The sequence below is a fragment of the Pseudomonas sp. ACN5 genome, assembly GCF_002303975.1.
GTDB lineage: Bacteria > Pseudomonadota > Gammaproteobacteria > Pseudomonadales > Pseudomonadaceae > Aquipseudomonas > Aquipseudomonas laurylsulfatiphila.
The window spans coordinates 73,367-98,366 of sequence record NZ_MRCP01000007.1; the positions used below are offsets into that span (position 1 = coordinate 73,367).

Annotated in this window: 21 protein-coding genes and 1 pseudogene; 8 read left to right on the forward strand and 14 right to left on the reverse strand. The window is 58.0% G+C overall.

The annotated features are described in order from the left end of the window. Window positions 1-7 precede the first annotated feature (7 nt). From cgtA to rplU, 3 genes are all read right to left on the reverse strand, one after another. A complete protein-coding gene (gene cgtA / locus BSF40_RS14735) occupies window positions 8-1,231 on the reverse strand; it encodes an Obg family GTPase CgtA (protein ID WP_008022500.1) in 1,224 nt (407 codons plus the stop codon). A gap of 195 nt (window positions 1,232-1,426) precedes the next feature. Continuing rightward, complete coding sequence (gene rpmA / locus BSF40_RS14740) at window positions 1,427-1,684, reverse strand: 50S ribosomal protein L27 (protein WP_003281574.1); 258 nt, start codon at window positions 1,682-1,684, stop codon at window positions 1,427-1,429. Window positions 1,685-1,719: 35 nt separating this feature from the next. Further along, window positions 1,720-2,034 carry a 50S ribosomal protein L21 gene (rplU, locus tag BSF40_RS14745; protein ID WP_003176051.1) on the reverse strand — a complete coding sequence of 105 codons (315 nt, stop codon included), beginning with the start codon at window positions 2,032-2,034 and terminating at the stop codon, window positions 1,720-1,722. A gap of 240 nt (window positions 2,035-2,274) precedes the next feature. Between rplU and BSF40_RS14750 the strand changes: the two genes are divergently transcribed. The 3 genes from BSF40_RS14750 to BSF40_RS14760 all read left to right on the forward strand — a co-directional run bounded on the left by BSF40_RS14750 (window position 2,275) and on the right by BSF40_RS14760 (window position 4,225). Beyond that, on the forward strand, window positions 2,275-3,243 hold the full coding sequence (locus tag BSF40_RS14750) for a polyprenyl synthetase family protein (protein ID WP_007970914.1): 969 nt from the start codon (window positions 2,275-2,277) through the stop codon (window positions 3,241-3,243). Between the two features lie 183 nt (window positions 3,244-3,426). After that, window positions 3,427-3,768 carry a zinc ribbon domain-containing protein YjdM gene (locus tag BSF40_RS14755; protein ID WP_007970912.1) on the forward strand — a complete coding sequence of 114 codons (342 nt, stop codon included), beginning with the start codon at window positions 3,427-3,429 and terminating at the stop codon, window positions 3,766-3,768. A 199-nt stretch (window positions 3,769-3,967) separates the two neighbouring features. Continuing rightward, complete coding sequence (locus BSF40_RS14760) at window positions 3,968-4,225, forward strand: hypothetical protein (RefSeq protein ID WP_095965651.1); 258 nt, start codon at window positions 3,968-3,970, stop codon at window positions 4,223-4,225. 127 nt (window positions 4,226-4,352) lie between these two features. On the opposite strand, the gene BSF40_RS14765 is transcribed toward BSF40_RS14760, so the two are convergent. From BSF40_RS14765 to BSF40_RS14775, 3 genes are all read right to left on the reverse strand, one after another. After that, window positions 4,353-4,970 carry an FKBP-type peptidyl-prolyl cis-trans isomerase gene (locus BSF40_RS14765; RefSeq protein ID WP_007970907.1) on the reverse strand — a complete coding sequence of 206 codons (618 nt, stop codon included), beginning with the start codon at window positions 4,968-4,970 and terminating at the stop codon, window positions 4,353-4,355. A 120-nt stretch (window positions 4,971-5,090) separates the two neighbouring features. Then, window positions 5,091-5,381 carry a DUF6482 family protein gene (locus tag BSF40_RS14770; protein ID WP_015096896.1) on the reverse strand — a complete coding sequence of 97 codons (291 nt, stop codon included), beginning with the start codon at window positions 5,379-5,381 and terminating at the stop codon, window positions 5,091-5,093. Window positions 5,382-5,596: 215 nt separating this feature from the next. Beyond that, the gene (locus BSF40_RS14775; RefSeq protein WP_007970904.1) at window positions 5,597-6,085 is read right to left on the reverse strand and encodes a TIGR00645 family protein; all 489 of its coding nucleotides are present in this window, start codon (window positions 6,083-6,085) and stop codon (window positions 5,597-5,599) included. Window positions 6,086-6,255: 170 nt separating this feature from the next. On the opposite strand from BSF40_RS14775, the gene BSF40_RS14780 reads away from it, so the two are divergent. Continuing rightward, window positions 6,256-8,085: a hypothetical protein gene (locus BSF40_RS14780; RefSeq protein ID WP_095965652.1), complete on the forward strand. Its 1,830-nt coding sequence runs from the start codon at window positions 6,256-6,258 to the stop codon at window positions 8,083-8,085. Between the two features lie 6 nt (window positions 8,086-8,091). Here BSF40_RS14780 and BSF40_RS14785 read toward each other — a convergent pair whose 3' ends face one another. Both BSF40_RS14785 and BSF40_RS14790 read right to left on the reverse strand, forming a co-directional pair. After that, the gene (locus BSF40_RS14785) at window positions 8,092-8,433 is read right to left on the reverse strand and encodes a hypothetical protein (protein ID WP_007970902.1); all 342 of its coding nucleotides are present in this window, start codon (window positions 8,431-8,433) and stop codon (window positions 8,092-8,094) included. A 302-nt stretch (window positions 8,434-8,735) separates the two neighbouring features. Continuing rightward, on the reverse strand, window positions 8,736-11,174 hold the full coding sequence (locus BSF40_RS14790; protein WP_008052054.1) for a Lon protease family protein: 2,439 nt from the start codon (window positions 11,172-11,174) through the stop codon (window positions 8,736-8,738). A 280-nt stretch (window positions 11,175-11,454) separates the two neighbouring features. Between BSF40_RS14790 and BSF40_RS14795 the strand changes: the two genes are divergently transcribed. The 3 genes from BSF40_RS14795 (at window position 11,455) to BSF40_RS14805 (ending at window position 14,927) form a co-directional block, all read left to right on the forward strand. Then, window positions 11,455-11,943, forward strand: coding sequence for a DUF3015 domain-containing protein (locus tag BSF40_RS14795; RefSeq protein ID WP_095965653.1), 489 nt, complete (start codon window positions 11,455-11,457; stop codon window positions 11,941-11,943). Between the two features lie 247 nt (window positions 11,944-12,190). Beyond that, window positions 12,191-14,044: a DUF4105 domain-containing protein gene (locus BSF40_RS14800; protein WP_095965654.1), complete on the forward strand. Its 1,854-nt coding sequence runs from the start codon at window positions 12,191-12,193 to the stop codon at window positions 14,042-14,044. A 388-nt stretch (window positions 14,045-14,432) separates the two neighbouring features. Beyond that, the gene (locus tag BSF40_RS14805) at window positions 14,433-14,927 is read left to right on the forward strand and encodes a GreA/GreB family elongation factor (RefSeq protein WP_007970897.1); all 495 of its coding nucleotides are present in this window, start codon (window positions 14,433-14,435) and stop codon (window positions 14,925-14,927) included. Window positions 14,928-14,962: 35 nt separating this feature from the next. Here the strand turns inward: BSF40_RS14805 and BSF40_RS14810 are convergent. The 6 genes and pseudogenes from BSF40_RS14810 to ettA form a co-directional block, all read right to left on the reverse strand. Then, window positions 14,963-15,142 (reverse strand): annotated as a pseudogene (locus BSF40_RS14810) (glutamate dehydrogenase); the annotation flags it as partial. Window positions 15,143-15,227: 85 nt separating this feature from the next. Further along, on the reverse strand, window positions 15,228-16,511 hold the full coding sequence (locus BSF40_RS14815; RefSeq protein WP_095965655.1) for an aminotransferase class I/II-fold pyridoxal phosphate-dependent enzyme: 1,284 nt from the start codon (window positions 16,509-16,511) through the stop codon (window positions 15,228-15,230). A gap of 38 nt (window positions 16,512-16,549) precedes the next feature. Continuing rightward, window positions 16,550-16,885 carry an AzlD domain-containing protein gene (locus BSF40_RS14820; RefSeq protein ID WP_095965656.1) on the reverse strand — a complete coding sequence of 112 codons (336 nt, stop codon included), beginning with the start codon at window positions 16,883-16,885 and terminating at the stop codon, window positions 16,550-16,552. Continuing rightward, on the reverse strand, window positions 16,882-17,592 hold the full coding sequence (locus BSF40_RS14825; RefSeq protein WP_095965657.1) for an AzlC family ABC transporter permease: 711 nt from the start codon (window positions 17,590-17,592) through the stop codon (window positions 16,882-16,884). The genes BSF40_RS14820 and BSF40_RS14825 overlap by 4 nt, the downstream gene beginning before the upstream one ends. 86 nt (window positions 17,593-17,678) lie before the next feature. Continuing rightward, window positions 17,679-18,545, reverse strand: a complete 867-nt coding sequence (locus BSF40_RS14830) for a sugar phosphate isomerase/epimerase (RefSeq protein ID WP_095965658.1) — start codon at window positions 18,543-18,545, stop codon at window positions 17,679-17,681. Between the two features lie 566 nt (window positions 18,546-19,111). Then, window positions 19,112-20,776: an energy-dependent translational throttle protein EttA gene (gene ettA, locus BSF40_RS14835; RefSeq protein ID WP_007970893.1), complete on the reverse strand. Its 1,665-nt coding sequence runs from the start codon at window positions 20,774-20,776 to the stop codon at window positions 19,112-19,114. A gap of 288 nt (window positions 20,777-21,064) precedes the next feature. Between ettA and BSF40_RS14840 the strand changes: the two genes are divergently transcribed. Beyond that, complete coding sequence (locus BSF40_RS14840) at window positions 21,065-24,913, forward strand: EAL domain-containing protein (protein ID WP_095965659.1); 3,849 nt, start codon at window positions 21,065-21,067, stop codon at window positions 24,911-24,913. The last annotated feature ends 87 nt before the right edge of the window (window positions 24,914-25,000 follow it).

Sequence of the window (25,000 nt, forward strand, 5' to 3'; positions counted from 1 at the left end):
CAACGAATCAGTCACGCACGTAAATGATTTCCGGACCGTCTTCGTCATCCACATCTTCTTCGTCCCAATCATCGTCGCCGATGTCGTGGACCGACTTCACGCCGCTGCGACGCAGGGCACGCTTGTCATCCAGCGCCTGCAGCTGCGCGCGGGCTTCGTCTTCGATGCGCTGATCGAGATCGGCCAGCTCTTCCTTGTAGGCCGGGTCATTGGCCAGGCGATCAGCACGATCTTCCATGTAACGCATGATGTCGTGGCACAGACGCTCGGTACCGAGCTTGGAGATGGCCGAGATCACGTACACCGGACCGGTCCACTCCAGGCGATCGACGATCTCCTTGACGCGAGCATCGTGCTCCTCATCAAGGATCTGGTCGCACTTGTTCAGGACCAGCCAGCGATCACGCTCCGCCAGGGACGGGCTGAACTTGATCAGCTCGTTGACGATCACCTCAGCGGCATCCGGTGCACTGGCGTCATCCAGCGGTGCCATGTCCACGAGGTGCAGCAGCAGACGCGTACGCGCCAAGTGCTTGAGGAAGCGAATGCCCAGACCAGCACCTTCGGAAGCACCCTCGATCAAACCCGGAATATCGGCAATGACGAAGCTCTTCCAGCGATCGACGCTGACCACACCCAGGTTCGGCACCAGCGTGGTGAACGGGTAGTCGGCAACTTTCGGCTTGGCAGCCGAAACCGAGCGGATAAAGGTACTTTTACCGGCGTTCGGCAAACCCAGCAGACCGACGTCAGCCAGAACTTTCATTTCCAGCTTCAGGTCGCGCTGCTCACCCGGCTTGCCCGGAGTAGTCTGGCGCGGCGCACGGTTGGTACTGGATTTGAAACGGGTATTGCCCAGACCGTGCCAGCCACCCTGCACGACCATCAGTTTCTGACCGGCCTTGGTCAGGTCGCCGATGACCTCCTGAGTCGCCGAGTCGATCACCGTGGTACCCACCGGTACACGCAGGATCAGATCCTCACCCTTCTTGCCGGTGCAGTCGGTGCTGCCGCCGTTGGAGCCACGCTCGGCATCGAAGTGCCGGGTGTAACGGTAGTCCACCAGGGTATTGAGGTTTTCGTCGGCCATCATGTAGATGGAACCGCCATCACCACCGTCACCACCGTTCGGACCACCGTTTTCGATGAATTTTTCGCGACGGAAACTCATGCAGCCATTGCCGCCGTCACCGGCTTTTACTCGAATCGATACTTCATCAACAAACTTCATAACAAACGCCTCTCGCCATACGGACGAGCCGAAAAACAATCAAGACATAAGACTCTTGCAAAAATGAGCGCAGCGACCCCAAACCACGACACCTACATCGTACGCCGACAGCCCATACAAACAGCTTTGCAAGAGACTCACCCCACAAACGAAAAAGCCCCGTCGCGAGACAGGGCTTTTCCAGCGATCGCGCAATTAAGCTGCGACTACGCTCACGTAACGACGACCGAAGGCGCCTTTTACTTCGAACTTGATCACGCCTTCGACTTTAGCGAAGAGGGTGTGATCCTTACCCATGCCAACGCCGTAGCCAGCGTGGAATTGGGTACCGCGCTGACGCACGATGATGTTGCCTGCTTTGATAGCCTGGCCGCCATACATCTTCACGCCAAGGCGTTTGGCTTCTGAGTCGCGACCGTTACGGGTACTACCACCAGCTTTTTTGTGTGCCATGAGTTCAATTCTCCTAGTGAGGAATTAGGCTGAAATTAAGCCTGAATACCGGTGATTTTGATCTCGGTGTACCACTGGCGGTGGCCCATACGCTTCATGTGGTGCTTACGGCGACGGAACTTGATGATGCGGACTTTATCGTGACGACCTTGGGAGATCACTTCAGCCACAACGGTAGCGCCAGCAACAACTGGAGCGCCGATATTCACGTCGTCACCGTTGGCAACCAACAGAACGCGATCAAAGGTAACGGATTCGCCGGTAGCGATTTCCAGTTTTTCGATCTTCAGGTATTCACCTGGGGCGACTTTGTACTGCTTGCCGCCAGTAACGATTACTGCATAAGACATGGTATTTCTCCGATAATCCTGCTCACCCAGCTCTTTATAAGAAGAGGTATTGGCTGGCATGGCTGCATGGGGCTGGAAGGCCCGCTTGCAATTGCGTAAGGCAGGTGCTGCCCAGGAAGTTCAGGGTGCGCGATTGTACGCAAGGCACGAGCGCCTTGCAAGGGGCCGTCCATCGCGCCTTGACACCTGCTGGCGTGGGTCCTAGCATGCCGCGCAACCCTTCTGGAGCGACTGTCGCTGATGCAACCCCAAGCTTTCTACCGCGCGGTGGCGGACGATTTTAGCGCCGTTGACGGCATCATCAAGAAGCAGCTGACTTCGCGGGTGCCGCTTGTATCGAAAATCGGCGATTACATCACCTCGGCCGGCGGTAAACGCCTGCGCCCCTTGTTAGTGCTGCTGTGTGGCAAGGCCCTGGGCCGTGAAGGCGACGAACTGCGCCTGTTGGCCGCCACCATCGAGTTCCTGCACACCGCCACCCTGCTGCATGACGACGTGGTCGACATGTCCGGTATGCGCCGTGGCCGCTCGACCGCCAACGCCATGTGGGGCAACGCGCCAAGCGTGCTGGTCGGTGACTTCCTGTATTCGCGCTCCTTCGAAATGATGGTCGAGCTGGGTTCCATGCCAGTGATGAAGATCCTTTCGCAAGCCACGCGCATCATCGCCGAAGGGGAAGTGTTGCAGCTGTCGAAGGTGCGTGACGCCAGCACCACCGAAGAAACCTACATGGAAGTCATCCGCGGCAAGACCGCGATGCTCTTCGAAGCCTCGACCCACAGTGCCGCCGCCCTGTGCGAAGCCACGCCGGAACAGGCCGAAGCCCTGCGTACATTCGGTGATCACCTGGGGGTGGCCTTCCAGCTGGTCGACGACCTGCTTGACTATAAAGGCGACGCCGAGACCCTGGGCAAGAACGTCGGTGACGATCTGGCCGAAGGCAAGCCGACCCTGCCGCTGATCTACACCATGCGCGAAGGTACGCCGGAACAGGCCGCCCTGGTGCGCAAGGCGATCCAGAAAGGCGGAATCGAAGACCTGGAAAGCATCCGCGAAGCCGTGGAAGCCTCGGGTTCGCTGGAGTACACCGCGCAACTGGCCCGCGATTATGTGGCCCGCGCGATCAAGTGCCTCGAAGCGCTGCCCGCCAGCGAATACCGCGATGCGCTGGTTGAACTGAGTGAGTTCGCGGTAGCCCGCACGCACTGACACGAAGATCCCTTGTGGGAGCGGGCTTGCTCGCGAATGCGGCGTAACAGTCGACGGAGATGTTGGATGTGAGTCCGTCTTCGCGAGCAAGCCCGCTCCCACAGGTTTTTCGTTGCTGCCCTCTCCCGCCTAAAACCCTATATAATGTGCGCTTTTTAACGATCCTGAATCCAAGGAGCCTTAGTGAGCACGCTGCCACCCTGCCCAAAATGCAATTCCGAATACACCTACGAAGACGGCACCCAGCTGATCTGCCCCGAGTGCGCCCACGAATGGTCCGCCAGCGGTGAAGCCGAAGCGGCGTCCGATGACACAGTGAAAAAGGATTCGGTCGGCAATGTCCTGCAGGACGGCGATACCATCACCGTGATCAAGGACCTCAAGGTCAAGGGTACGTCCCTGGTGGTCAAGGTCGGCACCAAGGTCAAGAACATCCGCCTGTGCGATGGCGATCACGACATCGATTGCAAGATCGACGGCATCGGCCCGATGAAACTCAAGTCCGAGTTCGTCAGAAAAGTCTGATCCTGCTGTTATCCATCCCGCGCCCCGCACGGGATGGAGCCCCCCCCCGCTTCGCCCGGTCAATCCAGGTAATAGCCAGACGCCAGTCCTTTTGACCTGACGCAATCTTTACCCGGAAAAAAGCGCAAACCGCCAATAGGCCCTTGCTATTTGATGAATAAGAATTATTCTCATCAAACCTTCAATGGAGATGAGAACCATGACTTATTTGATCGATGCCTGGCTGGACCGCCCACACCCTTACCTCAGGATCCTGCATCGGGAAACCGGGGAAGTCTGTGCCGTGCTGGAAGAGGAAGCCTTGAACGAGCTGCAGGACCAGGGTGACCTTGACGTCAACGGCCTGAGCTCAAGCGAGCCGGTGGTGCTCAAGGAACTGGTGCGCAATCTGTTTCTGTTCTGCTATGCCCGGGCGTTGCGCCCGCACAGTGAACTGCACCACAAGATCGAACTATGAGAAACGTCGCAAGACTCTGTAGGAGCGAGCCTGCTCGCGAAAAACTCAAAGACACGCGTTCATTCAGAATGCCCGCGTAATCGTTGACGCCCATCGCGAGCAAGCTCGCTCCTACAGGTAATCGGTGTTACAGAACGTCAAGCAGCTCGACGTCGAACACCAGTACGCTGTGCGGCGGGATGCCGCCAACGCCTTGAGCGCCGTAAGCCAGTTCGCTCGGCACGTACAGGCGCCATTTGCTGCCGGCGTTCATCAGTTGCAGGGCTTCGGTCCAGCCGGCGATCACGCCGCCAACCGGGAATTCTGCAGGCTGGCCGCGCTCGTAGGAGCTGTCGAACACAGTGCCGTCGATCAGGGTGCCGTGGTAGTGAGTACGCACGGTGTCTTCACGGGATGGCTTGGCGCCTTCGCCAGCAGTCAGAACTTCGAACTGCAGGCCGGAAGCCAGAGTGGTGATGCCTTCACGCTTGGCGTTTTCAGCCAGGAAAGCCAGGCCTTCGCCAGCGGCCGCTTCAGCCTTGGCTGCAGCTTCGGCCTGCATGATTTCACGGATGACCTTGAAGCTGGCGGACATTTCTTCCTGACCCACACGGCTTGGCTTGCCGGCGAATGCGTCGGTCAGACCCGCCAGGATCGCGTCCAGGCTGACGCCCGGTGGCGGATTGTCACGCAGTTGGTCGCCCAGCTGGCGGCCAATGCCGTAGCTGACGCGGGTTTCGTCGGTGGACAGATTTACTTCGGACATGACACTGCTCCGCTGTGCGGACGGCCTGGAACTTGCCGTGCGTGCACAGCGCGTCCCGGAGCGCCCGGAACCAAAAGGGCCAGCAGACTAGCACAGATGTCATGCCATTGATGAGGGACGTCAGGCGATCGGCACCTTCAGGGTATCCTGCACATCGGCAACCAGCCCGCACATCTCGTCATGCACGACGGTGTGCACAAGGTTGAAGTGCAGCTTGGGAAAGGAGCGCAGCACATCACGGGCATGCTCCACCGAACGCAGGCTCATCATGTGCCCGTGCGCATCGCTCAATGGATACGCCGCGCCGTGCATCCGAGCCTCAAGCAGGTAGATGCCGCCCTCCATGGAGATCAGGTTCAGCTCATCGACCTTCCCGGCGACGGCATAGGCATTCAACTCTTGCAGGTTCATGTACGCACCTCACGCAATGGCGAGCCAACATACTTACAGGGATAGGCTTCGGTGCATCAAAGCACAAGCCACTGGCCGGACCGTTTGTCTGTTATCGCGAGAGGTTGTGGCGAGCGAGCTTGCTCGCGCCGGGCAGCGGAGCAGCCCAAAAAAAGCGGGATCGCTTCGCAATCCAGCGGGAGCAAGCTCCCTCGCCACAAGGGAGCCTGACCGAATCAGTGCTTGGTGACTTTATCCAGGTAACCCATGGCAAATGCCGAAACCACGAAGGTCATGTGGATGATCACATACCACTGCAGATGCTCGGGGTCGACGTTCTTGGCGTCCATGAAGATGCGCAGCAGGTGAATGGACGAGATTGCCACGATCGACGCGGCCACTTTCATCTTCAGCGACGAAGAGTCCATGGTGCCGAGCCAGTTGAGCTTTTCCTTGCTGTCGTCGATGTCCAGTTGCGAGACGAAGTTCTCGTAGCCGGAAATCATCACCATCACCAGCAAACCGCCCACCAGCGCCATGTCGATCAACGACAGCAGCACCAGGATCAAGTCCGATTCGGCCATCGAGAACACGTTCGGGATGACGTGGAAGACTTCCTGGAAGAATTTCAGTGCCAGCGCCAACAGCCCGAGGGACAGGCCGAAATAGATCGGCGCCAGCAGCCAGCGCGAGGCGTACATTGCATTTTCGATAAAGCGTTCCATTGAATCTCACATGTGGACTGTAAATGGCGGCGAGTATATCAGTCGCCCGCCCCTATCCAGAAGCTGCCAGAAAACGTCGAAAAATCCGCCACCTGCACCTGTGTATCAAGGTTTTTCTGCTAGTGTCCAAATCATTGAACGCTCAGTGATATTGGACAGGAAGACTGGAAATGGATGTGCGATTGCCTTTGACGAGTGCCGGAATTTGCCTGGCACTGCTGCTAAGTGGCTGCTCACCCAGCGATGAAAAACGCCAGGTCAGCCTCGAAGAAAAAACCGCGCAGTTCGAAAAGTCGCTGGACGCCATCCAGGATCCGAAGCTCAAGGATGCCGTGTCGGAGCTGGGCGGCTCACTGCTGCTGCTCGAGCGCGCGCAACTCAAGCTCGACAGCAAACCAGTGGAAACCGAATACGGCGAAGACGCCCTTGCCATGCTCAAGCACTACCCGACCCCGCAAGCCCTGGTCGACACCTACATCAACGGGTTGTTCGTGCTGCAAAAGGATTCCAGTTCCGACTACCTGACCGATCTGCAACCGGTGTTTCCCTTCACGTTCAGCGTTCCTGCCGCGTTTTTGTTTCCCCACGGCCTGGAGTGGCAGTCCGTCACCCTGAGCAATAAACGGGTCATTGCCTTCCAGTCGGAATGGTCGGAAACCGACCCCGGCATTCAACTCAGCCCATCGAGCTCCAACCTGACCAACCCCGATGACCTGACAGTGTCTTACCCCTTCATCGAAGGCCTCGACATCGACAAAAAAAACCAGCCGCAGCCCGTGAGCCTGCAGGGTAAGGTCGAAGTCATCGCGCCCCGCCGGCTCTACAGTTTCGACCTGACGAAAAAGGACATCGGCCAGACCCGCACCAATGACAACCTGAGCGTCACCTTGCTCACACTGACGAACAACTACGCGGAAATCGAATACAACGACAGCGCGCCGCTGGCGCCTGAAGTCAGTGAAACACCACTGAACCCGTTGATCGTCCAGGCCAGGGACAGCACCGGGCAATACATCACGCGCGCAGGTTCGATCAACGAAACCGCGGCACAAATTGCCTTCTATCGGCAGCAACTGGCCAAGATGCAGCAACAACAGAGCTGGAGCGAGACGCTGGAAAAGCAACTGGACGAAGAACAACGCACCTTTGAGAAACGGCAGACCCGACGCTATTCAAAGGTATATTTCAACGGGACGATCGAAACACTCGAAGTCAGCATGCTGGATTTTTCCGCCGTCACAGTCACCCGCAAGGACCTTGACCTACCGGTCCGGCACTTCGATGCCGAGACCCCGGACAAGGGCATTCAGCCCTTGAACCTGCCTGTGGTGGTCTATGACGACCAGGCCGCAACCTGGCTAAAAGGGGCAACGCTGAGCGAGGATCAACTGAAAAAGAACGTCAGCATCAGCCAGTCGGTCGACGACCCCAGCGCTGCTCGAATCGAATTCACCCATCTGCGCAGCTTCAACGATGAACTGCTGGGCACCTCGCTCAACCCCGGTGAAAGCCCGGTGAGCTTCTTTACCGAAGACACTCTTGGCAAACGCGACGAACCGATCGAGCTGCCACCGGAGGCCTACCAGATCGATCCACTGCGCGGCACCATCACCTACGATCTGAATCTGTTTCCGGAAACGCCGGCCTACGCAGTGGGCTCGATGCCGTTGTTCCTGGCCACGATCGAGCAAAAAAGCCTCGATACCCGTCAACTGCCCAAAGGCCTTGAGCTCAAGGACAATGCTCTGATAGTGAATCTGAAGGTGTTTCCCGCTCAGGACTGGCGCTTTTTCGCCAAGGACGACAGTGGCAATTACTTGAAGGAAATTCTATCGGTCAGCCGTGGCGCGAACGCACAAGGCCGGGCGCAATTTGCCGTGCATTACTTCTACGGGCAGCCTACGCGCCTGGAAACCTATCAGCGCACTGACCTCGCCACCGTGCAATATGGTTTCGAGGTCAAACTCGACAAGGCTGACATGACACGCCTTGATCAATAGTGCGACTCAGTGCTCGGGGTGAAACTCGAAGCCGCCCAGGTTACGGCAGCGACCACCGTTGATTTCCCGCAATTGGGCTTGCAGGTGCAGGCACCAGATTTGCGGATCGTCGGCCAACTCGTAGCCATGCAAGGTCAGGCTTTCAACGATGGTGTCGAGGATTGATTCAGCGGCGATTGGACCATGAAACGGGCCTTGGGCCTTGATGGCCGAAGGTTGTTCACCGGCCATTCCGGCGGCGAACAACAGAGTCCACATGCCCGTGTCTCCTGCCAACGGACGGATGGCACACTCGATACGGGTCACAAGGCCCAGGCATTGACGGGTGAGGCAGAGGTTGCGCGACATGGCGGCGACCCTCGGTAGATCCGGTATTCAGCCCCCATGTGAAGGCTGTTTCGATCCTGTGATTACTGTCGATATCCCTGAGCAGAGAATAGAAGAAAAGTCTGGCTTGCAGGCCGAGACAAAACCGAAAGGCGCCGAATGGTCATAGTGTGAATATTGACGTCATTTCGACGACGCTCTCCGATGTTCACACAAACAAATGTGGGAGCGGGCTTGCTCGCGAAGGCGGCGTATCAGCCAACATAAATGTTGAATGAAAAGACGCTTTCGCGAGCAAGCCCGCTCCCACATGGGTCATTGCATCAAGCAGGCTTGGTTTCCGCCAATGCCTCCTGCGCCAACTCTTTCTCGGCTTCCTTCAGATCATCCTCGCTGATCATTTCCGCGATAACCCGTAAGCGTTCCACGACCCGCGCGTTCACGCTGCCTTCCGGGAACTCGCCATTTTCGTCCGGTTCGCCGGCCGGCTCGCCAACCAGCAAACTCAAGGCTTCGTCGGCCTGACGGACCGCGTAGACATGGAACTGCCCCGCACGCACCGCCGCCAGCACCTTCTCGTCGAGCATCAGCGTGGCGACGTTGGCGTGAGGAATGATTGCCCCCTGCTCGCCAGTCAACCCGCGGGCTTCGCACAGACGGAAGAAGCCCTCGATCTTCTCGTTGACCCCGCCCACCGCCTGCACTTCGCCGAACTGGTTGATCGAACCGGTGATGGCAAAGCACTGTTTGAGCGGAGTTTTCGACAAGGCCGAGATCAGGGTGCAGGCCTCGCCCAGGGACGCGCTGTCGCCATCGACATAACCGTAGGATTGCTCCAGGGCGATGCTTGCGGAAATCGCCAGCGGGAATTCCTGGGCGTAGCGGCTGCCCAGATACCCCGTGAGGATCATCACGCCCTTGGAGTGGATCGGCTGGCCGAGGTTGACCTCGCGCTCGATGTCGACAATACCGCTGCCACCCGGGTACACCGTGGCGGAAATCCGCGCCGGTACACCGAAAGCCGAGTCGCCGACCTCCAGCACGGTCAAGCCGTTGCACTTGCCGACCGCTGCGCCATCGGTGTCGATCAGGATGATCCCGGCCAGCATGTCGTCGAGAATCCGCGCCGAAACCCGCCCGGTTCGCGTGGCCTTGGCCTTGAGTGCCCGTTCGATGTGGCCGGCGTCGGTCATTTCATCACCGGCCAGGTGGCGGATGAAATCGGCCTCGCTGACCAGCTGGAACAAGTCACCGATACGCGCCGACAAGCGCCCCTGGTGCTCGGCCAGGCGGGCGCTGTAAGTCGCCAGACGCGCCACCGCATCGGCGGTCAGCGGTGCCATGCCTTCTTCGGATGTACGGGTTTTGAGCAACTGGGCGAACTGCTCCAGGCTCTCGTCAACCATCGGGATGTCCTCGTCGAAATCCACCAGGACGCGGAACATCTCCTGGAAATCCGGATCGAGGTCTTGCAGCGTGTAATACAGCTGACGGGCACCGATGATGACGACTTTGACCTGCAGCGGAATGTGTTGCGGTGTCAGGGTCACAGTGGCCAGACGGCCCAGCTCGCCCAGCGGTGATTCCATTTTCAGCTTGCGCGATTGCAGGGCGCGTTTCAGCGCGTCCCACACGAATGGCTCGCTGAGCATTTTGTCCGCTTCAAGGATCAGGAAACCACCGTTGGCCCGGTGCAAGGCCCCCGGCCGCAGTTGGCGGTAGGTGGTGTACAGCGCGCCCTGGTCGGTGCTGTATTCGATGCGACCGAAGAGGTTTTCGTAGGTCGGGTGCGGCTCGAACACCACCGGCGCACCGCCGCTGGCCGAGTGACCGACCACCAGGCTCGGTGCGTATTGTTCTTCCAGCAACTTGCGGGCGACAGCGTCGGTCTTGCTGTCGTCCACCAGTTGCTCGACCACGGTCTTGAGCAAATACACCTGCATGGCTTGCAAATAACCGCAAACCGCCGCGTTCTCGGCATACTTCTCCGACAGTGGCGACAACAAGGGCTGCAAGGCCAGGGTGATGGTCTCTTCGTTCAGATGACGCAACTGGTTGCTCGACTCACGCTTCCATTGCGGCAGGCTGGCGAGCTCTTCGTTCAAGCGCTCTTCCAGTGCCGAAATATCTTCGTGAAAGCGGTCGCGCTCGGCTTCCGGCAACTGGGCGAATTCAGCTTCGTCCAAGGCCTTGCCGTCACCCATCGGAGTGAAGGCGATATTGCTGGCGTCGCGGTAGAGCGCGACGTCCTTTTCCAGCGCCAGACGCTCGATGACGTCCAGGGCCTTGTCGTAGCGCTGGTTGAAGGCGCGGTCGATGCCACTTTTCTTCTGTTGGTAGGACGGATGCTCGAAGACAGCTGGAAACGTCGCCAGCAGGTTGTCGATCAAGCCGTTGATGTCACCGATGAAGGCACCGGCGGTGCCCGACGGCAGTTCCAGTGCGCGCGGCTCGCGCGGCTCATCGAAATTGTTGACGTAGACCCAGTCCGCCGGAGTCTGCAGGCGCTTGCCTTCGGCCTTGAGGTAGCGTTTGACGAACGAGAACCGGCCAGTCCCCGGCTCGCCCATGACAAATACGTTGTAACCGGGGCGTGGCATGGCCACACCAAACTGCAAGGCTTCGACCGCACGTTCCTGGCCAAGCACACCGCGAAAGGGCTCCAGATCATTGGTGGTAGAGAAGCTGAACTGTTCAGCGGAAAACGGACGGGTCAGCGCTTCGGGCGCTAGACGCAAGCTGGCAGCAACAGGATCAGGCATCGGGCTTCCTTAACAATCAGGCGGGGCAGATGGCAGCATTCTGGCGCTGCCCATACCCGACTGGCAAGGAGCGCGGCAGGCCAAAGCATAGACAAGCCGAAACCCCGACGTAGAGCCGCGCCAAATCACTGTTTGCGACGATTGTTTTTGCAAAAAATCACGGAACCCCGCGATCGTGCCTAAACTCCAAACTGCGCGGCTGGACTAATGACCGGCCCACTGGCACCAGACGGGCCAGAACCCCTTGTCAAACTGGTATGCACATAAAGAGAACAAAGCTATGAAACGGATTCTTCTTGGTACTCTCTTCACCGCTGTATCCATGAACGCCATGGCTCAGGCGCCAGGCGGCCCGGATTGCGGTTGGGGCAACATGCTGTTCGAAGGCCAGCGTGGTACTCCGGCTCACTTCCTGGCATCCACCACCAACGGCACTTCCGGCAACGCAACCTTCGGCATGACATCCGGCACCAACGGTTGCGCAACCAATGCGTCGCTGACCTACGGCGGCAAATCCTGGTTTGCCATGAACGGCATGATGAACGAACTGTCCGAAGACATGGCCAAGGGTCAGGGCGAAGCGCTGACCACCTATGCCGTGGTACTGGGCGTAGCGCCGGAAGACCGTGCGCACTTCGCCGCTGTCACTCATGAGCACTTCCAGCAGATCTTCAGCAAGGCTGACGTGACTGCCGAAGATGTGCATACCAACACCCTGGCCGTGCTCAAAGCCGACCCTCGTCTGGCCAAGTACGCAACTCAAGCTTAAGCTCGACCCGCCCCGCTTCTTTCGGGAAGCGGGTTTTGTTTTTTGGACCTGCCCCTCTTTGGGAGCGTCGGTAAGTCAACACGCAAAACCTGTGGGAGCGGGCTTGCTCGCGAATGCGGTGTATCAATTGACGATGATGTTGACTGACCCACCCTTTCGCGAGCAAGCCCGCTCCCACATGGAATGGGTTTGACTGACTGGCACTATCCTGGTCGGGGCTCAGTTTCTATCGATTAAGTTGCCATCTATGTTCAAACGCCTTGCCTGGCTGGCGCTGTGTGTCTGCGCCCCGCTGTCCGCCGCGCCCCACATCGATCCACAACGTTTGCAGCAACTGGCCAACGACCCTTTCTGGATATCCCTGGGCCATTACGAAACCGCCAAGCTCGGCGGCTGGCGCAGCTATGTCAGCGACCGGAAGTTCTTCCTCGCCACCGATGGCAATGAACATCCGGACCATGAACTGGCGGCGACTGTACAAGCCTTGTACGCCCCGGCCAGTGCCGGTGAACAACACGCGCAATGCGTCTACCCGGCCCGCGCCCGCTGGCTCAAGGAACAACTCGACCTGACCGGTCTGCCAACGCCGGACTGCGCGGCGTTCAAACAATGGTTCAAGGATGTCTCGCCCGACAGCGCGGTGATGATCTTCCCGGCGGCCTACCTGAACAGCCCTTCCTCGATGTTCGGCCATACCCTGCTGCGCATCGACCAGGCCGAAGTGAAGAGCGACAAGACGTCGCTGCTCAGTTACGCGATCAACTTCGGCGCCTACATCGAGGGCTCGGACAACAGCATCATCTATGCCTGGAAAGGCCTGATGGGCGGTTATCCCGGCCTGTTCGCGATGGTGCCCTATCAGGAAAAGCTCTCGGAATACCGCAGCCTGGAAAACCGCGACCTATGGGAGTACCGCCTTAACCTGACCCCACAGGAAACCGCGCGCATGGTCGAGCACGTCTGGGAGCTGAAGCAGATCAAATTCGACTATTTCTTCTTCGACGAAAACTGCTCATACCGCTTGCTGGAACTGCTGCAAGTGGCTCGCCCGAGCCTGCACCTGACGGACCAATTCCCGCTCACGGCCATCCCCACCGACACCGTCAAGGCCGTGAAAGCGGCCGGGCTGGTGGAATCGATCCAGTATCGCCCGTCCCGGGAGCGCGAGTTGCTCAGTCGCGCCGAGCCGTTGAACCCGCAAGAGCAGCAATGGGTGCTGAAAGTCAGCGCCGACCAGAAACAACTGCAAGACCCGGCGTTCAAGGCACAACCCCGCGACCGCCAGGCGCTGATCATCGATGCCGCCTATCGCCTGGAGCGCTATCGCGCTAACGGCCAGGAGCGCGATCCGGCGCGCGCCCAGCGCAGCTTCGAACTGCTGCGGGCGATCAACCAGAACCCGGCGCCGGAGCTGAATATCCCGCAACCCGGCCTGCCTGAAGACGGTCACGAGTCGCGCACCTGGCAGCTCGGTCTCGGCACCCGTGGAGACAAAGCCTTTGGCGAGTACGGCTTGCGCATGGCTTATCACGACCTCAATGACAACAGCGAAAGCTTTCCCCTTGGCGCGCAGATCGAAATCCTGCAATTGAAACTTCGCCAGTACGAAGGCAACGACTGGCAGGTGCAGCAACTGGACCTGGCAACCATTCGCTCCATGACCCCGCGTAACGAATTGCTGCAACCGCTGTCATGGCAAGTCACGGGCGGCCTGGAACGGGTGCCGGGCCGGCACGATGACCAAACCCTGGTCAGCCATGTCAACGGCGGTGGTGGTGGAACCTGGCAACTGAGCGAGGACATGCTCGGATTTGTCTTGGGCACTGTGCGTATCGAGCACAACAACGACTTCGCCGAATTCATCGCGCCGGCCGCCGGTTTCAACAGTGGGGTGCTGTGGAAAAACCCGCTGGGTAATTTGAGCCTCGAAGCCAAGGGCGATTTTTTCACCAATGGTGAAGTGCGCCGCAGCCTGAGCCTGAAGCAGCAATGGGAAATCTCCCGCAATCTCGGACTGCGCTTGAGCGCCCAGCGGGAGTTCAGCCATTTGGCGTCGGCCGAGAACGAAGTGATGCTTGAGCTGAAGTGGTATCACTACTGACCCGAACGCAACGAAAATCCCTGTGGGAGCGGGCTTGCTCGCGAAAGCGGTGTGTCAGTCAGCATTAATTTTGAATGACAGATCGCATTCGCGAGCAAGCCCGCTCCCACAAGGGTTATGTGGCGTTCGACAAAGTGCATGCACACCTTTCACATCCCCCGGCGAATCCACCTCTAGACTTTCTCTATGGGCCTCGTATCGGCTTGAGAGCGTGAGACGTGGCGGTATGCGGGATGGCTGGGTGTGTTGTTGCTGATCGCCGGGTGCCAGTCAACCCACGAGGACCTGCTCGCCGCCCTGGCCTTTCACTCGCCGTAAGTCGCTTTCAGACATCCAGTGAAACCAAATGCCTGCGACCATGGCCCAAATTCTATATCGGGAGAATTTCATGAGCCGTGCCTTCGTCAATGAAGATAACGCCGCCGCGCAAGCCGATCAGCCCGTCGAACGCCAGGTCAGCGCGCAGCCCAATTACGTCACGCCGCAAGGCCTTAGCCTGTTGCAGGGTAAAGTCGCCGAACTGCAAAGCCTGCACGCCGAACAATCGGCAAAAGGCGAGCAAGCCGACAAGCAGCGCCTGGCCGATCTCGAACGTGACCTGCGTTACTTCAAGCAGCGCCTGGGCAGCGCTCAGGTGGTACCCGCCGCGACGTCGACCGAGAAAGTGCAGATCGGCAGTTGGGTGACTTACGCCGATGAACACGCCACCGAACGCCGTGTACAACTGGTGGGCGAAGATCAGGCCGATGCCGCCCACGGCCTGATCAATTGGGGTTCGCCACTGGGCCGGGCACTGCTCGGTGCACGACTCAATGACGAAGTGCTGTGGCAGCGCCCCGCCGGGGATCAATTGATTGAAGTGATTCGTATCGAGCCAACGTAGGCTTCGTGCGAAAACTTGCCGAGCGGCGATCAGGCAAGGCGCATGGCATTCTGCGACATCTCCAGCTCGCTCACCACCACACCACCGGCGTTGGATGCCTTGCCCGGTGCAAACAGAATGTCCGCCTCGTTGAACAGGTCGACCACTTCAAGGGTGGTCGGCATGTTCGCCCCTTCAGTCACACAGATGCAGCCATTGCGCAGCAAGATGCGAGCGGACCGAAAAATCAACACCCGCACCACAATAGGGACCGTCTCTGATGACCCAGCCCCTCACCTTCCGCGAGGGGCCTGATCAACGTTATCGAGAGCATTCCCGCTGCGCAAGCGCAAGCAACACGCATAGCACCAGCACTTGAGCAGCAACGCCGAGCGTTTCAAGATCCAGGTAAGTGGGTGCCAGCCGGATATTGCTGTCACGGGGGTCCAGTTCATTCGGATGGGTAGCACCTGCCTGAGTCAGGGCGACACCCGCTTGTAGCGCAAGCTCCACGACCCTGCGCGCGCACCCTTCAGGTAAATCCAGGCTGACGAAATACCCGCCTTTGGGCTTTGTCCAGTGCACGCGGCTGACCCCGTCAAATCCGTGTGACAATTCGCTCTCAAGTCGCTCGAACCTGGGCGCCAGCAACTCACGGTGTTTCTTCATGTGATCCGTAACGCCTTTGCAGTCGCGGAAGAACAGCAGGTGGCGCAGTTGATTGACTTTGTCGGGACCGATGGTGCGGTACTTTCGATGGCCCAACCACCAAGCGAGATTCGCCGCAGATGACCCTATAAAAGCCAAACCGGCTCCCGGCAAAACAATCTTCGACGTCGAAGCGAAAACAAATACGCGGTCACCATTTCCCGCCTCTTCACATAACCGAGCAATGGGCTGGTTCGGCACCTCATCATCAGTCAGATGATGTACTGCATAGGCATTGTCCCAAAACAGTACGAAATCCTCTGCGGCCGTTGGCATCCTGGCGAGTCTCGCCACCGTTTCACCACAGTAAACCGTGCCTGATGGGTTGCTGTACTTGGGTACGCACCACATACCTTTTATCGTCGGGTCCGAGGCCACCAAGCGCTCGATCATGTCCATGTCCGGACCGGTTTCGAGCATGGGCACCGGCACCATTTCAATGTTGTATGCGTCACACATCGCAAAATGCCGGTCGTAGCCCGGCACCGGGCAAAGAAACTTTATCGACGAATCTTTACCCCATGGACCCGGACTGGCCCGGAGGCCATGACTGAATACGTAACCCAGCGTCTCATGCATCAAGGCGAGGCTGGAGTTCTCCCCCACGGCGATCTGATCGGCCGGCAATCCCAGCAATATTTCCGCGACGAGCTCCCGTATCTCCGGCATTCCCTGTAAGCCGCCATAATTTCGCCAATCACCAGCAGCGGCAGATGCGAAGCGTGATTGCCCGGGTAGCGACAGAAATGAATCAGCCAGATTCAATTGCTCGGGCGAAGGCAATCCTCGACTCATATTGATATCAAGCGGGTTATCCGTGACTCGGGAATAGCAGATCTCAAGTTGTTGGCGAGTCAGCTCGCCAGGCCGATTATCGAAGCCTGCGAATACATTCATCTGCATTTCTCTTTAGCTATCTGAAGAAGGAAACATCGTCAAAGCAAATACAACGCACCGGCATATATCGAAGCACAACACATCAACGACTTGATGACGCTGCGCGTAAACGCTGCAATAAAGAATGACAACAGGATCATGATAAGTTTTATAAGCTGCCCCCCTTCGAAATGCCCCAGCCAATCCTGAAACAACGCGTCGCCGAATGCGATGGTGTAAATGATCCCGCCCATCACTGCACAGGCGGAATAATTCAAAAACACATAAACATTTCCATCCCCATTGATTTTATATTTCCGGAATATCAAGACTGGCAAAAAACGCAGGACATATGAAACGCTTGCAGCAACCAAAATCAACATCCAGTTACTCATGAAGTCTTACCACTCAGGCGATCAGCAGAAAGAAACACAGCACCCAGTACCAAGGGAACAATAAAAACGTGGTATGCACCTAACCAGGATCCAACGATTGGCGTAGCAACAAACCCGATAGCGGTAGCCACGACAGGTCGCCATTTCGGCCAAGACATTCCAACCAATGCAGTAAAATGGATAGGCAATATCATCGCGATTACCGCATAGGCCATGACACCCAAATCAGCGCGTATGAGATAGCCCATGACGGTTGCCAAAACAGCCACAAACAAACTGGTAATACCGCACCCCAAGTAGTAGCGATAACTATCCAGAGCGCTGCCTTTGGTTGAGTTGGCAAGGGTGAAGGTCGATACTGAGAGCAACTGCACCGACCACATCATCTTCGTCAACGATATTGACTTGAACTGCTCACAAAGAACCGAAGACATAATCATGAACCGGAAATTCACCAGAAGCGTGATCATGATTAACGCTCCAATGGTGATCCCCCCATCAGACTGCCCAATGAACACCTGAAGCGGGGCAGCGTGTACGGCAAGTGTCATGACTATCGACTGCATCAGAGAAAAACCTGCAGATGCCAATAAAACGCCGATAGAGAAAAACATGAACAAAAAAGCCAGGCAAACAGGGATCGAATCAATACAACCCTTTATAAAGTCATCACTACCAAGGCAAAACTTTTCTCGAGAAGCGCTCACGGAGGCCACCTTCTATTCAACGGAGAGTCAGCACAGCAAACTTTATCAGGTCGCTTCAGCCAAGCGACCTGAAAGACGATGTTGTATCAAGCAACTTTATCGGAGAGTCTGCTGCCTACTGCATTGAGGTAGGCAAGACTATCGGACAACGTGCTGCCACGCGTCTCGAAGCCTACCAGGCCGTGCCACTCATGCTTCAATATCGCTTTGATCAACCCGGGATAATCCAGGGTTCCCCTTCCCAATGGAAAGTGGGAATCACGCTCCCCTTTATTGTCACTGAAGGACATCCCAACGACATGCTGATGCAGCCGTTCGAAGACTTTAACCGGGTCACCGTCATTAACATGGGCATGAGACACGTCCAAAAAAAACTTTAGCCCCGGAACATTTTCCAGCACCTCAGCATATTCGTCCTCGGCAACACAGATATAGTAGAACGGATGGAACTTCGTATAGTTGCTAAGATTTTCCAACCATATTTCTACATTCCGCTCACGTGCGTACTCAACAAGCTCACCCAGGTTATCAATCAAGGTATTCAGTCCCAGACGGCGAGCCTCGATAACCAGGCGTGGCTCTACGATTCCACCCCCATGAACGATGACGGGTGCGCCTCCCAGTGCAGAACTTAAATCAACCTCTCGTTTTATATAGTCAAGTGCTGCCCCCCCTAATTCTCGAACATCACTTCCAAGCGGGGCCTTGAAGTTCCCATGATAAACAGGCTTTACGCCCATATTCGAGATGGACTCACGCAAGGCCGCAATCCTGTTTTCCGTCCAGTCGGAAGGGCGCTCCCCCGGCAAACTGCCATCGATATACCAGTGGCTGTAGCCTTGTTTTGCAGCCTCGAGTATGCCGTGCTCGGCTGTTAAATAGTTTTGCTGGGCGGTACCCGTTATGTATTCTGGGCACTTTTCAACACGAGCATTATCTTCAGCTATTATCATTCTTGACGATCCATTCAGTTTGATTTCCGGTAGTGCTACAAAGCGACATCGACAGTGACGACATCAATTAAAAACTACAAACAACACAACACTATCAAAGAGATTCCTTTCACACTACGAGCACACTGCCACACCATATCGCAATAAACCGAACCTGAAACCGCCCAATTATTACACAATATAAATAGCACAACCGCATTAACAGCTAAAGCACGACACAGCAATACAACAATTTGAATATACCAACACCGCCAATACAACATACAAACCCGACGACCACAAAACACACAGAAGCACTCTCAACACACAATACACTTAAGCCATGAGGCACATCACAACACGAGGTTTTTTGTTACGAATAATGCTAGAGCCCCTAAACAAACTCTAATAATTTAATTACACCCATTACAAACACGTGAACAAAATCGACACTTCACGTAATAAACGGCCAAAAAAAATCCGATGCCTTGCAAGGCATCGGATTTTTTTGGCGCAAACAGCAGTCAGGCTTTACCTCTTGACTGCCTGCCCTTGGGGGCTTCGCTGTTCAAAACACTGCCTCGACATCAGGCCAGTTTCTTGTGCCGTACACGATGCGGCTGGGCAGCCGCTTCGCCGAGACGCTTTTTACGGTCGGCTTCGTACTCGGTGTAGTTGCCTTCGAAGAACACCGCTTGCGAGTCGTCTTCGTACGCCAGGATGTGCGTCGCGACGCGGTCAAGGAACCACCGGTCGTGGGAGATCACAATGGCGGCGCCCGGGAAGTCCAGCAGGGCTTCTTCCAGGGAACGCAGGGTTTCAACGTCGAGGTCGTTGGACGGTTCGTCGAGCAGCAGGACGTTGCCGCCCTCTTTCAGGGTCAGGGCCAGGTGCAAGCGACCACGCTCACCACCGGACAGGTCCTTGACGAACTTCTGCTGATCGCCACCCTTGAAGTTGAAGCGACCGACGTAGGTGCGCGACGGGATCTCGTAGTTGCCGATGCGGATCTGGTCGGAACCGTCGGAAATCTGCTGGAACACCGTCTTGCTGCCGTCCAGGTCTTCGCGGCTCTGATCCACGCAAGCCAGTTGCACGGTTTCGCCGACTTCGATGCTGCCCGAATCCGGCGTTTCCTTGCCCATCAGCATGCGGAACAGGGTCGACTTACCGGCACCGTTACCGCCGATCACGCCGACGATGGCGCCTTTAGGCATGGAGAACGACAGGTTGTCGATCAGCACGCGATCGCCATAGCCCTTGGTGACATTCTTGAATTCGATGACCTTGTCACCCAGGCGTGGACCGGCCGGGATGTAGATCTCGTTGGTTTCGCTGCGCTTCTGGAATTCCTGCGATTGCATTTCTTCGAAGCGTTGCAGACGAGCCTTGGATTTCGACTGGCGGGCCTTGGCGCCTTTGCGCACCCACTCCAGTTCTTCCTTCATGGCCTTTTCATGAGCCGACTGCTGCTTGGATTCGGCAGCCAGACGATCGGACTTGGCTTCCAGCCAACCCGAATAGTTGCCCTCATACGGAATGCCTGCGCCGCGGTCGAGTTCCAGAATCCAGCCGGCGACGTTGTCCAGGAAGTAACGGTCGTGCGTGATCGCAACCACAGTACCCGGGAAGTCGTGCAGGAAATGCTCGAGCCATGCAACGGAGTCGGCGTCCAGGTGGTTGGTCGGTTCGTCGAGCAGCAGCATGTCCGGGGCGGACAGCAGCAGGCGGCACAGGGCCACACGACGCTTTTCACCACCGGACAGGTGTTCGACCTTGGCATCCCAGGCCGGCAGACGCAGCGCATCGGCGGCGACTTCCAGCTGACGCTCCAGGTTGTGGCCGTCGCTGGCTTGCAGGATGGCTTCGAGCTTGGCCTGTTCGGCGGCCAGCTTGTCGAAGTCGGCATCCGGATCGGCGTAGGCCGCGTAGACCTCGTCCAGGCGCGCCTGGGCGTCCTTGATCACGCTGACCGCTTCCTCGACCACTTCACGCACGGTCTTGGTCGGATCCAGTTGTGGTTCCTGCGGCAGGTAGCCGATGTTCAACTCCGGCATCGGACGGGCTTCGCCCTCGAACTCGGTGTCGACGCCAGCCATGATTTTCAACAGCGTGGACTTACCCGAACCGTTAAGGCCGAGCACACCGATCTTGGCGCCGGGGAAGAACGAAAGAGAAATGTTTTTCAGGATTTCCCGCTTCGGCGGAACAACTTTGCCCAGCCGATGCATGGTGAATACGTATTGAGCCATGGAGAACCTAGGGTCAGTGACTGATGAATGATTGGAGCGCAGGCAATGCCCGGCCAGACCGTGCGCGTCGCTCGCTTGAGGCTATCAATACGTGCGCGCTGAAAAAGTCTGAGTCTAGGAGCTGGAACGCTCCCGCGTAACCGGCAAAGCTACCTTAATGACCGATGGCAGTCCAGCCGACGGGCTGGGGCTGGCACTTCGCCACAACTCAAGGCATGCTAGCCGCCCTTCGGGCGTCCGGCTTATAGTGCACGTCGCGCCAGTCCAGCCAAACCGCAGGATTACAGCTTGTCCAATGTCCCTCCGCCCCTGACTTCCAGTGCGCCGACCACAGCGCCCGGCTCCCCCCTGCGCGGGACCTTGAAGGGCACCTTGGCGACACTTGCATTGTTGTTGCTGGCATTGCTGTTCTGGCAGTTACTCGATCAGTTGCGCGAAACCCAGAAAAACCAGCGCCAGTACACCATCGACTACACCGCCGACCTGGCCGCGCAGGTCAGCCTCAACATGGCACTCAACGCCCAGATTGCCCTCAACCTGTTGCCCATCGTCGAGCAACCGCAGGATGCCGATGAGCTGCAGGCCCTGCTGCGCAAGCTGCAACAGTCGCTGCCGGAACTGCGCAGCCTGGCCTTGCTCAGCCCCTCGGGAAAAGTCATCAGTGACAGCGCTCCCGACAGCGAAGACAGCGACTACCTGGGTGAACTGGTACGCCGCAGCCATGCCCAGGCGCACTACTTCAGCAACGCCACCGATGGTTCCGTGGTGCATTTATTGTTGCATCAGGCCAGCGGCAGTTCCCGGGGCTACTGGGCCTTGCGCCTGACACCGACCTTCTTTTCGTCCTTGACCAAGCAAAGCGAGACCGGCAGCCGTCCGTTGTGGCTGGTGGAAAACCGCATCAATCATCAGATCATCAGCCGTGACAAAGGGCTGCCCTCGGTCAATCCGGGCACACTGACCGAGGACGATGTCGCCAACAGTGTGCTGACGGTTCCGCTGAGCAGCAGCGATTGGCAATTGCGCGGCTTGTTTGACCGTCAGCGCGTACTGGAAGAACTGCTACCGGCGTTCATCGGCAAATGCCTGCTGGGCCTGGCGTTTTCCATGCTGCCGTTCATCGCTTTGCTGAACATGCGCCGGCGTCAACGCCAATTGAATGAAGGCCGCCGACGCTATCAGGACATTTTCGAAGGCACCGGTGTGGCCTTGTGTGTCCTCGACATGTCCGGGCTGAAGAGCTTTTTCGACAAGGCACACCTGCAGGACAGCGAACAACTGCAAGCGTGGCTGGCGATCCCGGAAAAACGCCGACAACTGCTGCAGGAGCTGCGGATCACCGAGGTCAACCAGGTCGCACTGCAGTTGCTCAATGTCGATAACGCCAATAAAGCCTGGAAGCTGCTGATCGACGGCCATCCCCTGGACGGCACCGCCATCGGCAACCAGGTGCTCGACGCGGTGCTCAATCAGCAGCAACAGCTTGAGCTGGAAATCAAATTGCAGGATGCCGGCGGTCGCGACCAGCACCTGTGGCTGGTACTGCGCCTGCCGCAAACCCAGGACGACTATAAATCGGTAATTTTGAGCATCACCGACATCACCAGCCGCAAGCTCATCGAACTGTCGTTGCAGGAACGCGAAGGGTTTTGGTCGGACGTGGTGCGTACCGTACCGGATCATCTGTATGTGCAGGATGTAATCAGCCAGCGCATGATCTACAGCAACCACCATCTGGGCCAGACACTGGGTTACAACCGCACCGAACTGCACCAGATGGGCGAATACTTCTGGGAAATCCTCCTGCACCCCGAAGACGCCGACTATTACCACCGCTCCCGCCAGATCCAGCGCCAGGCCGGTTATCGCCAGTTGATGCAGTGTCAGTTGCGCTTCCGCCATCGGGACGGCCAGTGGCGACGCTTCGAGATTCGCGAGCAGGCACTGGCGCGGGACAACGAGGACCAGGTCACGCGGATCATCGGCGTGGCCAAGGACATCACCGACCAGATCGAAGCCAGCGAATCCCTGCGCGACAGCGAGCAGCGCTACCGCATGCTCGCCGAAAGCATCAGCGACGTGATTTTCTCCACTGACAACCGCCTCAACCTCAATTACGTCAGCCCTTCGGTGCAAGCCGTGCTGGGCTATGACGCCGAGTGGATCTTCCAGAACGGCTGGCAATCGACCATCGCCAACCCGCAACAACTGACCGGCATCTACCACCTGATGGACCGGGTCAGCAAGGCGCTGGATCAGCCGGACCAACTGGCGGTGTTACGCAGCCAGGTACAAACCCAACTGTTCCTGTTCGATTGCCTGCGGGCCGACGGGCGCAAGATCCCGATCGAACTGCGCCTGGTATTGGTCTGGGACGAGCACGGGACGTTCGAAGGCGTGCTCGGCGTCGGCCGCGACATCAGCCAGCAACGCCGGGCCGAAAAAGACTTGCGCATGGCCGCCACGGTATTCGAGCACTCGACCTCGGCGATCCTGATCACCGACCCGGCCGGCTACATCGTCCAGGCCAACGAAGCCTTCAGCCGTGTCAGCGGCTATGCCGTGGAACAGGTGCTCGACCAGTTGCCGAACATGCTGACCGTCGACGAGCAGCAGGAAGCGCATCTGCGTTATGTGCTCAAGCAATTGGGCCAGCACAGTACCTGGGAAGGCGAAGTCTGGCTCAAGCGCCGCAACGGCGAGCATTACCCGGCCTGGGTCGGGATTACCGCCGTACTCGACGACGAAGGCGACCTGGCCAGTTATGTGTGTTTCTTCAGCGACATCAGCGAGCGCAAGGCCAGCGAGCAGCGGATTCATCGCCTCGCCTACTACGACGCCCTGACCCACCTGCCCAACCGCACGCTGTTCCAGGATCGCCTGTACACGGCATTGCAATCGGCCGAACGGCAGAAGTCGTGGGTGGTGCTGATGTTCCTCGATCTCGATCGTTTCAAACCGATCAACGACTCCCTCGGCCACGCCGCCGGCGACCGCATGCTCAAGGAGATGGCCACGCGCCTGCTCGGTTGCGTCGACGATGACGACACGGTGGCGCGCATGGGCGGTGACGAATTCACCTTGCTCCTGCAACCGCGAGCCAACCGTGAAATCGCCTTGAACCGGGCCATCCACGTGGCCGAACAGATACTCGCCAGCCTGGTGAAACCCTTTGTGCTCGAGGGCCGCGAGTTCTTCGTCACGGCCAGTATCGGCATCGCCCTGAGTCCGCAGGACGGCAACGAACTCAGCCAGTTGATGAAGAACGCCGACACGGCGATGTACCACGCCAAGGAGCGTGGCAAGAACAACTTCCAGTTCTATCAGGCGGACATGAACGCCAGCGCCCTGGAGCGACTGGAACTGGAAAGCGATTTGCGCCATGCCCTGGAACAGAACGAATTCGTGCTGTATTACCAGCCGCAGTTCAGCGGCGACGGCAAGCGCCTGACCGGTGCCGAGGCGCTGTTGCGCTGGCGTCATCCCCGCCGCGGGCTGGTGCCGCCGGGGGATTTCATACCGGTGCTCGAAGAGCTCGGGCTGGTGGTGGATGTCGGCGACTGGGTGATCAGCGAAGCCTGCCGTCAACTCAAGGCCTGGCATCAGGCCAGGGTACGGGTGCCGAAGGTGTCGGTGAACATCTCGGCGCGGCAGTTCTCCGACGGCCAGCTCGGTACGCGCATTGCCACCATCCTCAAGGAAACCGGCCTGCCGCCGGCGTGCCTGGAACTGGAACTCACCGAAAGTATCCTGATGCGCGAAGTCAGCGAGGCGATGCAGATCCTCGACGGCCTGAAGAACCTCGGCCTGAGCATTGCAGTCGACGATTTCGGCACCGGTTACTCATCGCTCAACTACCTCAAGCAGTTCCCGATCGACGTACTGAAAATCGACCGTACCTTCGTCGACGGATTGCCTTCGGGCGAACAGGATGCGCAGATCGCCCGGGCGATCATCGCCATGGCCCACAGTCTTAACCTGGCGGTGATCGCCGAGGGTGTGGAAACCCACGAGCAGCTTGATTTTCTAAGGGAACACGGTTGCGACGAGGTGCAGGGTTACCTGTTCGGCCGGCCGATGCCGGCGGGGCGGTTCGAAGGGCAGTTCAGCAATGATGCGCTGTTCATGTTTGACTGAAACCTTGCGCTGATGCGGACGGCCTCTTCGCGAGCAAGCCCGCTCCCACAGGGGAACGCATTCCAAATGTGGGAGCGGCGGTGCGGC

Excerpts from the sequence above, each read along its gene's own strand:
- BSF40_RS14765 (WP_007970907.1), bottom strand. The coding sequence starts at position 4,970 with ATGTCCGAAGTAAATCTGTCCACCGACGAAACCCGCGTCAGCTACGGC.
- cgtA (WP_008022500.1), bottom strand. The coding sequence starts at position 1,231 with ATGAAGTTTGTTGATGAAGTATCGATTCGAGTAAAAGCCGGTGACGGC.
- BSF40_RS14785 (WP_007970902.1), bottom strand. The coding sequence starts at position 8,433 with ATGTCGCGCAACCTCTGCCTCACCCGTCAATGCCTGGGCCTTGTGACC.
- BSF40_RS14750 (WP_007970914.1), top strand. The coding sequence starts at position 2,275 with ATGCAACCCCAAGCTTTCTACCGCGCGGTGGCGGACGATTTTAGCGCC.
- BSF40_RS14775 (WP_007970904.1), bottom strand. The coding sequence starts at position 6,085 with ATGGAACGCTTTATCGAAAATGCAATGTACGCCTCGCGCTGGCTGCTG.
- BSF40_RS14795 (WP_095965653.1), top strand. The coding sequence starts at position 11,455 with ATGAAACGGATTCTTCTTGGTACTCTCTTCACCGCTGTATCCATGAAC.
- BSF40_RS14830 (WP_095965658.1), bottom strand. The coding sequence starts at position 18,545 with ATGATAATAGCTGAAGATAATGCTCGTGTTGAAAAGTGCCCAGAATAC.
- rpmA (WP_003281574.1), bottom strand. The coding sequence starts at position 1,684 with ATGGCACACAAAAAAGCTGGTGGTAGTACCCGTAACGGTCGCGACTCA.
- BSF40_RS14820 (WP_095965656.1), bottom strand. The coding sequence starts at position 16,885 with ATGAGTAACTGGATGTTGATTTTGGTTGCTGCAAGCGTTTCATATGTC.
- BSF40_RS14800 (WP_095965654.1), top strand. The coding sequence starts at position 12,191 with ATGTTCAAACGCCTTGCCTGGCTGGCGCTGTGTGTCTGCGCCCCGCTG.
- BSF40_RS14760 (WP_095965651.1), top strand. The coding sequence starts at position 3,968 with ATGACTTATTTGATCGATGCCTGGCTGGACCGCCCACACCCTTACCTC.
- BSF40_RS14780 (WP_095965652.1), top strand. The coding sequence starts at position 6,256 with ATGGATGTGCGATTGCCTTTGACGAGTGCCGGAATTTGCCTGGCACTG.
- ettA (WP_007970893.1), bottom strand. The coding sequence starts at position 20,776 with ATGGCTCAATACGTATTCACCATGCATCGGCTGGGCAAAGTTGTTCCG.
- BSF40_RS14770 (WP_015096896.1), bottom strand. The coding sequence starts at position 5,381 with ATGAACCTGCAAGAGTTGAATGCCTATGCCGTCGCCGGGAAGGTCGAT.
- BSF40_RS14790 (WP_008052054.1), bottom strand. The coding sequence starts at position 11,174 with ATGCCTGATCCTGTTGCTGCCAGCTTGCGTCTAGCGCCCGAAGCGCTG.
- BSF40_RS14815 (WP_095965655.1), bottom strand. The coding sequence starts at position 16,511 with ATGAATGTATTCGCAGGCTTCGATAATCGGCCTGGCGAGCTGACTCGC.
- BSF40_RS14805 (WP_007970897.1), top strand. The coding sequence starts at position 14,433 with ATGAGCCGTGCCTTCGTCAATGAAGATAACGCCGCCGCGCAAGCCGAT.
- rplU (WP_003176051.1), bottom strand. The coding sequence starts at position 2,034 with ATGTCTTATGCAGTAATCGTTACTGGCGGCAAGCAGTACAAAGTCGCC.